The following is a 9,602-nucleotide window of genomic DNA, read 5'->3' as shown; positions in this document are numbered from 1 at the left end:
AGCGACTATTTTACGGGCGATCACGATCACGAGCCATTGCGCTGGTCGCTGAAGGACCCGCGGCGGCAAACCCTGTGGGGCGCGCCCGCGCCGCGTTCCTGGTTCGAGGAGGGATCGCCGTTTACCGGACAGCCGATCCGCCAGCCGCTGTTCGTCGCCGACGTCACGATTGCCGACTGATTTCTCGATTGTATCGGACAGCTGATGACCCCTCCCCGCCTCGCTACTTTCTCCATTGACGGATCGGCCAGATATGGCGCAGTGCTCGAAAGCGGCATCGTCGATCTCTCCGCACGCTTCGGCCGGGACTACCCGACGCTGCGCGAAGTGATCGCCGGCGGCGCCCTGTTGAGACTTGCCGAAGATGCCGCAGGGCATTCGCCGGACCATCCGCTCGACGCGATCACCTGGCTGCCCCCGGTCCCTTCGCCGGAAAAAATCGTCTGCGTCGGGGTCAACTATCCGGACCGCAATGCAGAATACAAGGATGGCCAGGAGGCGCCGAAATATCCCAGCCTGTTCATGCGCACGCCGCGCTCCTTCGTCGGCCATCTGACGCCGCTGGTGCGGCCGCGGGCCTCGTCACAACTCGACTATGAAGGCGAACTCGTTCTGGTGATCGGCAAGGGCGGCCGGCATATCCCGTATGGCGCGGCGCTGGATCACATCGCCGCCGTGACGCTGTGCAATGAGGGCACCATCCGCGACTGGGTCCGGCACGCAAAATTCAATGTCACGCAAGGCAAGAATTTCGACTCCACCGGCAGCCTCGGCCCATGGCTCGTTCCCTATACCGGCGAAGCCGAGATCGCCGACATCAGGCTGACGACGCGGGTCAATGGCGAGACCCGGCAGGACGACCGCACCGGCCGGCTGATCTTCGGCTTCCGCTATCTGATCCATTACATCTCGACCTTCACCACGCTGGTAGCAGGCGACGTCATTGTTACGGGCACGCCGACCGGCGCCGGCGCGCGTTTCGATCCGCCGCGCTATCTCAAACCGGGCGATGTCATCGAGGTCGAAGCCGACAATATTGGCGTCCTGCGCAATGGCGTGATCGACGAGGTCGCGTGATGTTGCCGGCTTACGACTGGACAAGACAATGACCCAGAGTTCCGGCGGCGAAGCCATCGTCAGCGGTCTGGTCGCGCATGGCGTCGACACTGTGTTCGGACTGCCCGGCGCGCAGATCTACGGCCTGTTCGACGCCTTCCTGAAGGCCCAGTTGAAGGTGATCGGCGCGCGGCACGAGCAGGCCTGCGGCTACATGGCCTATGGCTATGCGCGATCGACCGGCCGGCCCGGCGTGTTCAGCGTGGTGCCTGGCCCCGGCGTGCTCAATGCCGGCGCGGCGCTGCTCACGGCCTTTGGATCGAACGAACCCGTGCTATGCCTGACCGGACAGGTGCCGACGCCGTTCCTCGGCAAGGGCCGCGGCCATCTGCATGAAATGCCCGATCAGCTGGCGAGCTTGCGAACCTTCGTCAAATGGGCGGAACGCATCGAATATCCCGGCGCCGCGCCGACGCTGGTCGCGCGCGCGTTCCAGGAAATGCTGTCGGGCCGGCGCGGGCCAGCCGCGCTGGAAATGCCCTGGGACGTATTCACGCAGCGCGCGGACACTGGCGCGGCGCAACCGTTCGAACCTTTTCCTCCGCCGCCGCCCGATCGGGAACGCGTCGACGCCGCGGCGGCGTTGATCGCGGCGAGCAAGCGGCCAATGATCTTCGTCGGCAGCGGCGCGATCCATGCGGCTGACGAAATTCTGGAGCTGGCGGAACTGATCGACGCGCCGGTGGTGGCGTTCCGCAGCGGACGCGGCATCGTCAGCAATGCGCATGAGCTCGGGCTGACGATGGCGGCGGCCTATCGGCTCTGGCCGCAGACCGATCTGATGATCGGGATCGGCACCCGCCTCGAATTGCCGACGATGTCGCGCTGGCCTTATCGCCCCGACGGCCTGAAATCCGTTCGTATCGATATCGATCCATCGGAAATGCGCCGCTTGACGCCTGATGCCGCCGTCATCGCCGATGCCAAGGCCGGAACCAGCGAACTGCTCGCCGCGGTCAGAAGGAAAGGCCACGGCAGAACGCACGGCCGCCGCGCCGAGATCCGCGCGGCGACAGCGACGGCGCTGCAGCAGATCCAGCAGGTTCAGCCGCAGATGGCCTATCTGAATATCCTGCGCGAGGTGCTGCCGCCCGAGGCCATCGTCACCGATGAGCTGTCGCAGGTCGGCTTTGCCTCCTGGTACGGCTTTCCGATCTTCAAGCCGCGCACCTTCATCACCTCGGGCTATCAGGGCACACTCGGCTCGGGCTTTCCCACCGCGCTCGGAGCCAAGGTCGCCCATCCCGACCGGCCTGTGGTCGCAATCACAGGCGATGGCGGCTTCATGTTCGGCGTGCAGGAACTTGCGACCGCCGTGCAGTTCAACATCGGCGTAGTCACGCTGGTGTTCAACAACAATGCCTATGGCAATGTCCGGCGAGACCAGCGCGAGCGGTTTGACGGCCGCGTGGTAGCGTCCGATCTGGTCAATCCGGATTTTGTAAAGCTTGCGGAATCCTTTGGCGTCGCGGCCAGCCGCGTGACCTCGCCCGCGACCTTTCGCCCGGCGCTGGAAAAAGCCCTGGCCCATGGCGGTCCCAGCCTGATCGCCATCGAAGTGCCCAGGGACTCCGAGACCTCGCCGTGGACCTTCATTCACCCGGCGAAGCCTTGAACGCGGTCGAATCAGCCTGCCGCGGCTGAGACCGCGACCGCGGGATTGACGGCCAGATACTGGAAGCTCGGCCCGGTGATTTGGCTCGGGTCGGGGATCCCCGACATCATGGCCTTGGCCTGACCTTTCAGCGACATCATAAGGCCCAGCGCGCGGTTGAACTGGTCTGACGTCGCCTCGCCGTTGACCATCTGGTGCAGCGCGTTCAACAGGCTCGTATAGGTGTAGTTGAAATTGTCATTGGCAAAGGCCGCCGCGGAGCCGGGCGTGTAATTGCCCGGATTGGTCGGCGCTGCTGAGACGCCGGTCGGGTCGAACGCAACAGCGGCACCCGTATAGGCATATTGATGCTCGGGATCGGGGCCGCCCGGCGTCAGCACCAGAAGATGCCCCTTCTGGATCTGCATATATCGATAATAATGGGCGTATTTGCCGCCGACGACTTCCTCCGGTGAGGTCGATGTGCCTTCGCCCTGATCCACGATGGTGCGGATGGCCTGCTGCGCCGAGATCACGTCGGTCACCACCACGGCCTCATACATGAGGTCGGGGCCGACCTGGTTGCGGGGCGGCGAGACGAAGACGCTAACGCTGAGCACGGCAAGCGCGGCCGATATGGCCGCGTAGAACTGACCGATCGTGATGGTGTCGGTTGCGGCCATCGCGGTCGGGAAATTGATTGGATGCTCGGGTTCCTCGATCGTGAGAAACGTCTGCAACTGGTCTTTCGAGAACGGCGCCAGCTGCACGTTCAATTGCGACTGCACCCCGCCGGGAAGCGGCCCTGGATAGTCGGGAATGAAATCGGGGGTGTTGATGACAGGCGACCCGCCGATGGCGTTCAGGACGTTGCAGGCCAGCACCATGTGCAACATTTCCTCGACCACGACCGACCGGATAATGGAGGCGATCGCCGGATTTTTGGCCGCGTCGAGCGAATAGAGCGCGTAGAGATAGACCGGAATTGTCGCATGCTCGAGCTTGATCGCGCGTTGCAGCGATTGCCGGACCTTGTCGAGCGACGGGTTCGGGCCGGTCAGCCCGTCGAGCATCGAACGTTGCAGGCGGATCATCGCGGTTCCCCTTAGTGCTGCTGGAGGATGAGTCGCCGCGCGGCGGCGGCGGCCTTGCCGCCTCTTGGCGCCGCGCCGGTCGGCGCAAGGCGGGCGGGCGCGGCCCGCGCCGCCAGTGGCGCAACGGTTCCTGGCAGCGGATTTTGCAGCCAGGCAAGAAGCGCCTGTCGTTTGGCAGGCGACAGGTCGCGGGTCACGGGCATCGAGTTGGGGTCGGACACGTCGAGCCCGAAAGCGAGCGACAGCAGCCCGGCATTGGCCTTGACCTGCGCGTAATCCGCAAGATTCAGGAAGCGGATCATGACCGGATAGAGATTGGCATATTGCTGCAACACCGGCTGCAGGTCGGTCCAGGTGACGGGATTGCCGGGCTTGAAGCTGCTCCACAAAAGGAAGCTGACGAAATTCCACTGGTTGACCGGCCCGGCATTCATCGCGCTTTCGGCAAAGGCCGGGCGGATGCCATAAACCTGCCCGTCGATGCCGTAATTGCTGCCGTTGTCGAACCAGCGCGGTGAACCCGGATCGCTGCCGTTGACGACCAGCAGCGCTATTCCGTTTTCATCGGTCGTAGCCGTCGCATTGTATTGCAATGCCGATGCCGGCACCGCCACCGGCGGCGGGTTGGTGACAAAGATTGGCGAGGGCTGCGCCTGCCCTTGGAGCTGGCTCGGATCGAAACCGAACGCGATCGAAGCGCTGGGCAGCGGCCGGCCATATTGCATGGCATAGACCGGGACCGTTACCCTGTCGCCGGGGCTTATCCGATAGACGAAACGATCGGCGCGCACGAACGCGGCGTTGGGCCATTCCGCAATCGCGTTGGTGGTGTTTCCCGTAAGCGTGAGCGGGCTGACGGCAACGAGCGTGAGCTGGTCGGAAGTGAGCGGCAGGCTGACGATCCCGGCCGTTTCATTGTACCAGTTGGCATTGCCGACATAGCCGTTCGGGCCCTGCGCCGGAATGGTTCCGAGCAGCGTCGTCGTTCCCGCCGGATTGCCGGGCGTGGCCAGCGGACTATAGGCCTGCAGCTGGAGGTCGCCGATATCGTTGATCGGGCCGCCAGGGCTGACCGTCGACAAGGCATTACCGAGATCGAGCAGCACGCAGCTCGCATCCTTTTCCACCACGGCGGGGAAGAAGTTGATGCCGCCAAGCGGCGCGAAGAAATTGCCGTTGGGTCCGGCCGCGGCCATGAACTGCCGTCCGATCACCAGATGATGCGGCTCGCCAGCCAGGGCCGGTCCGATCGTTCCAGCGATCCGGCCGCACATGAAGTTGGGATCGGTGAAGTCGAGATTCATGCCGTCGACATTGATCTTGATCGACAGCATGCCGCTCGCGGCCGAGGCAGATCGCAGCTTGGTGAGGAACGGCGACGCCGACACGTCGCCCCAGACAAGGTCGGTCAGCACCGATTGATACATCGCGCCCGCGGTGGTGTCACCGCCGGCGCCCCCGGTCGCGCGATCCCAGATATCAAGGAAGGCTGCCGGCTCAAATTGCCCGCGCATCAGCGTATTGCCGGCCTGGTCGGCAATCCGCAACTGAAGCCCCCAGATCTCCGAGACCAGTTGCTGCTCGGGGTCGAGATCGACCATCTTGGCCGGCACGCGGTCATCGGCATCGGCGATGATGTACCCCTTAACCGGATCGCCCGGCGCCACTGCCCCGCCGGGCATCCAGGCCGCCGTCACCTCGCAGCCAAGCAGACGGAAGGCGGCATCGCCCTGCGGGTTGAACCAGCCATTGGGGGGATTCATCTGAGGCCCCTGCATCGACTGGTAGCTCGGCTGGAAGATCGCGTTGTCGTAATGGCCGGGATCATTGTTGACCGTCGACACGTTGCACTGGAACTGGCCCGAGAAATGCAGCCTCAGCGTGTTCAGATAGCTCATCGGGCAAATGCTCCTTGAAAAAAGCTCGGTCAGCATCTCACAGTTGAAAAGATAATCAAGCATGAATGGAGGTTGATCGTCGCTTCACCGTGCCGCGCCAACAGGTTCAGCGATGAAGGGGCATAGCGCCGTTTCGAACCACGACGCCGGATTATTCCATGCTTCGAGACGCGGCGAACGCCCGTACTTCAGCACGAGGGAACACCGAGCTAAACTCCGCGAACGTTCAGCACGCCCTGCTGCGCCCGCGACGCCGCAACGACCAGGAGACCTGCTCCGGCCACTGACCAGCACGCCACCGGCGACCAGTGCAACAGCGGCGCGTATTCGGGGAGCCTTTGCAAACCACCCGCGACCGCCGCCATCCGTGCAAAGGTCGCGAGCGCCAGCGCGGAAAAAACCAGGCCCACCACCTTGCCCTCGGCGCCAGAGTCCCCGATCGCCAGCGCCGCCGAAATTGCGCTCATCAGCATGCAGCCCCAGGCCGCGCCCGCAACGAATTGCGCCGCGATCAGCGTGTTGAGGTTGCCGGCGAGTTCGGCGCCGAGGACGGCCACGGCTCCGGCAATGCCGGCCGCGCCCATCACGATCAATCCACCGCGGCGTCGGGTGACGGCGCTGGCCGGAAACATCGCGATGTTGAAGCCGATCCAGAACACCGGCATCAGCCATTGCAGCTCATCACGTCTTGCAAAACGCAGGTAGAACGGCTCGCTGTTGATGCTGAAATGCAGCTGGTAGCCCAGTGCGAGAATGACCATCGATGCAATGAACACCAATGGCACCTTGCCGAGCGGTCTGGCCGCGTGGGCCGGTATGCCCGGGGATGAGAATTCCTTTGCCAGACCGCGCTCGACCCTCGACAGCGCCAAAGCCGTAATCAGCAGGACCACGCTGGAAATCACGAAGGGAAGTCGCGGGTCCCGGTCGCGCAGCACCGCGCCGAGATAGGGCGACACCGCGCCGGCCAAACCGTACCCGAGCATGGCGAGCGCCGACAAGAACGGGACCGACGGCCTGGCGCAACGCTTGCCGAGCAGTGTCAGCGGCGGGGCGCGCAGCGCCGATGAGGTGATGGCCCAGATCACGATCAGGGCGATGAACCCGGCCTTCGCACCGCGGCCGGTGCCGGCCACGAACGGTAGCGCGACAAAGGCCGCACAAGACAGCGCGGTCAAGGCGCCCACGAACGCGCCGAGCCGGCCGACAACCGCAGAGATCTTGTCGGCGACGCTGCCCATCGCGGTATCGGTAACCGTAAAAATCGCCTGATCCAGCATCAGGACCAGGATGACCGCTGAAGGCGCGATCCCGACCTCCGCGGCAAGCTTCGGCAGGTAGATGACATAAGTGGTCCAGCCCAGCGTGAACACCAACTGCAGGACGGCAAGGTACATCCCGGTGCGATTGGCACTCGCGGCGCTCGCATCAGCTGACAGATCTTCGGTGCTCACGGCTGGCCTCCGCCCCCGAAGCATAGTCCAGACCAACGGACGTTGAAAAGTGGCCGATCGGCGTCGGCGTGAAGTCCGTCGCGAAAGTCAAATCGCGCGGCAAAGCCCTGGAAGCACTCCCTCTCCGCGCTTCGTGATGTCTCAGCGAGAGGCTGGCTCGCGAACGTCCGATGTCGCGGCAACCTGATCCCGCGTTTCCGCCGTCACGCGGATCCCGAACAGCGGCGTCCTCGACTCGTCCAAAAGCTCGATCAGCCACTCGGAGTTCTGCTTCAGTTTGCGCGTCACGCCGCCGATGAGATCGGCGCCGACCCTGGTCATTTCCACCCAAGCGGCATTGTTATCGGGAAGATCGAAGCCCTCGCCAGGAGCCCCAGCATAGGTTCCACTGGATATTCGGAAATAATAACGGGGCATGCAAATCCCTCGTATCATCGAAAAATAATAGCGAAGAAAAATCTATCACGGCAGGCAACCGGATTCGCAATTTGCAGTGTGCAAATGGTGGTGATGACACATGGGAATTCAAGCACCCAAGAGCAAATTCATGAAGGAAATTGCGGTAAATCGTTCATAAGGCGGTCTTAAAAAAGCGCGGCTCTCCCCCACCACAATTCACAGTTGTATCTTGAGGCCGCGGACCAGCGCCAAGGATGAGGCAGATCAACATGAGCTAGATCAACATGTCCCCGGCAAAGCTCTGCATAATATGATGGGAACAGAACCTGCCAAACCAGAAAGCTTTTCAGCATGCTGAAAGATATCGCTGTCCTTCTTCCCGTCGACCGGCCCGCCGGCGCGCTGATCGAATACGCTGCTTCGTTCGCCAAACTTTTCGAAGCTCATCTCGATGGCATCGCCTGCGTTTATCAGTCCATGAATCCGATGATCGCCTCCGAGGCCGCAGCCGTCGTGATGGCCGCGCAGTACGAAGCTGGTGTCGGGCAGGCCGCAATTGTCCTCGACCAGTTCGAAATCGCGACAAGGGACTTGGACATTCCACATGATGCAAAAAGCACGTGCAACGTTTCCTATGCGGCGACCCGCACGGTCACCGCGATGGCACGGCTCTATGATTTGAGCATCGTGGCGCAACCGGACCGCTCAAACCCGAGCCAGACGGACTTCCTGTCCGAGGCCGTGTTGTTCGGCTCTGGAAGGCCGGTGCTGATGGTTCCCTACATCAACCGCGGTCCTTTCAGGTGCGATCGCGTGCTGATTTGCTGGGACGGCGGCATACCGGCCGCACGCGCAGTGCATGACGCCCTGCCGTTTCTGCGCAAGGCGAAAACCATCGATGTGGTTTCCATCAACGAGGACGAGGACGCCGCTGGCGAAGTCGCCTCGACCGCATTGATCGCCCATCTCGCCCGGCGCGATCTGGCTGCCCAACCTTACCGGCTGACGGCGAGCAGCGCCAATATTCACAACGCCATTCTGTCGCTGGCCGCCGACAACTCCACCGACCTGATCGTGATGGGTGGCTATGGTCATTCCAGACTCCGGGAATTTGTCCTCGGCGGCACGACGCGCGGCATGTTCGAAACGCTCACGGTGCCCGCCCTGATGTCACATTGAAGGCGGGCGGCGCCGTACGCGATTGGAAAAATGGGCCGTCAATCGGGGCGATTTGACGGGGTGGCGCGTTCAAATTCGAACGAGCACGATTTGATGAAGATAAATGAAATACGCCTTACAGAGTCAGATCAGCGGGCTCTGCGAAACGTCAGATTGATGCGCAGCCGGCCGGTCAGGGCGTGCTCGCCGTCCGCGAGCGGCGCCACGCCATGGTAGACGAGCCGCGCCGGTCCGCCCCATACCACCACGTCGCCATGCCGGAGCCGGAGCCGCCGTGCCTTGTCGCTTCGTTTCAGTCCGCCAAACAGGAAGATCGCGGGCAGCCCCAGCGACACCGAGACGATCGGCGCGGCAAAATCGCGCTCATCCTTGTCCTGATGCAAGGACATGCGCGCGCCGGGCTGGTAACGATTGATCAAACATGCATCCGGAGAAAATCCGGCGAAGCCCGCGCGATCGGCCGCCTGTCCCGCAAGGTCACGAAAGCATGCCGGCATGGCCGGCCATGGCCTGCCGGTGTCGGGATCGTACGCGTCATAGCGGTAGCCGCCGGGATCGGTGACCCAGCCCAGACTGCCGCAATTGGTCATCGCCACCGACATCTGGTGGCCGCCAGGCGTGATCATCCGGCGAAACGGCGCCTCTGTCGCGATATCATGCAAGGCCGCGATCAGGTCGGCTTCGATCGGGCAAGCAAGTCCACGCAGCAGCACGGCGCCCTCCGCGACGGCCTCCTGCACCGGGCGGCCATCGGAAAATCCGTCAAACAAGTCAGCCGTCACCGTGCCGCGCTCACTTCGCATCGTGAAAGATCACGCCCATGGTATGGCGATGTCCGGAGCGGACTAGGCTCACGCCATGACGCAGG

9 protein-coding genes and 1 pseudogene are annotated in these 9,602 nt (G+C 63.2%); 4 read left to right on the top strand and 6 right to left on the bottom strand.

The genetic code is table 11. The features are described from left to right. The 3 genes and pseudogenes from ABSG20_RS21640 to ABSG20_RS21630 form a co-directional block, all read left to right on the top strand. Positions 1–180 (top strand): annotated as a pseudogene (locus ABSG20_RS21640) (3,4-dihydroxyphenylacetate 2,3-dioxygenase); the annotation flags it as partial. A gap of 24 nt (positions 181–204) precedes the next feature. Continuing rightward, positions 205–1,077 (top strand): fumarylacetoacetate hydrolase family protein, encoded by an 873-nt coding sequence (locus ABSG20_RS21635; protein WP_423866552.1) that lies wholly within the window; start codon positions 205–207, stop codon positions 1,075–1,077. 28 nt (positions 1,078–1,105) lie between these two features. Then, positions 1,106–2,731 carry a thiamine pyrophosphate-dependent enzyme gene (locus ABSG20_RS21630; protein ID WP_423866551.1) on the top strand — a complete coding sequence of 542 codons (1,626 nt, stop codon included), beginning with the start codon at positions 1,106–1,108 and terminating at the stop codon, positions 2,729–2,731. An 11-nt stretch (positions 2,732–2,742) separates the two neighbouring features. Here the strand turns inward: ABSG20_RS21630 and ABSG20_RS21625 are convergent, their stop codons facing one another. From ABSG20_RS21625 to ABSG20_RS21610, 4 genes are all read right to left on the bottom strand, one after another. Then, positions 2,743–3,804, bottom strand: coding sequence for a ferritin-like domain-containing protein (locus tag ABSG20_RS21625; protein ID WP_423866550.1), 1,062 nt, complete (start codon positions 3,802–3,804; stop codon positions 2,743–2,745). An 11-nt stretch (positions 3,805–3,815) separates the two neighbouring features. Beyond that, positions 3,816–5,702, bottom strand: a complete 1,887-nt coding sequence (locus ABSG20_RS21620; protein WP_423866549.1) for a hypothetical protein — start codon at positions 5,700–5,702, stop codon at positions 3,816–3,818. A 209-nt stretch (positions 5,703–5,911) separates the two neighbouring features. Beyond that, entirely contained in the window at positions 5,912–7,156 is a 1,245-nt protein-coding gene (locus ABSG20_RS21615) for an MFS transporter (protein ID WP_423866548.1), read from the bottom strand. A 141-nt stretch (positions 7,157–7,297) separates the two neighbouring features. After that, positions 7,298–7,573: a DUF6894 family protein gene (locus tag ABSG20_RS21610; RefSeq protein WP_423866547.1), complete on the bottom strand. Its 276-nt coding sequence runs from the start codon at positions 7,571–7,573 to the stop codon at positions 7,298–7,300. A gap of 333 nt (positions 7,574–7,906) precedes the next feature. On the opposite strand from ABSG20_RS21610, the gene ABSG20_RS21605 reads away from it, so the two are divergent. After that, on the top strand, positions 7,907–8,734 hold the full coding sequence (locus tag ABSG20_RS21605; RefSeq protein WP_423866546.1) for a universal stress protein: 828 nt from the start codon (positions 7,907–7,909) through the stop codon (positions 8,732–8,734). 128 nt (positions 8,735–8,862) lie between these two features. Here ABSG20_RS21605 and alkB read toward each other — a convergent pair whose 3' ends face one another. Both alkB and ABSG20_RS21595 read right to left on the bottom strand, forming a co-directional pair. Further along, on the bottom strand, positions 8,863–9,537 hold the full coding sequence (alkB, locus tag ABSG20_RS21600) for a DNA oxidative demethylase AlkB (RefSeq protein ID WP_423866545.1): 675 nt from the start codon (positions 9,535–9,537) through the stop codon (positions 8,863–8,865). Continuing rightward, positions 9,527–9,602 (bottom strand): 2OG-Fe(II) oxygenase (locus ABSG20_RS21595; protein WP_423866553.1); only part of this gene is annotated, 76 nt, incomplete at its 5' end. The genes ABSG20_RS21595 and alkB, both read right to left, overlap by 11 nt.

The organism is Bradyrhizobium sp. (assembly GCF_049512235.1).
In the GTDB taxonomy this organism is placed as follows: domain Bacteria; phylum Pseudomonadota; class Alphaproteobacteria; order Rhizobiales; family Xanthobacteraceae; genus Bradyrhizobium.
This window is presented reverse-complemented; position numbering and strand designations above follow the sequence as displayed.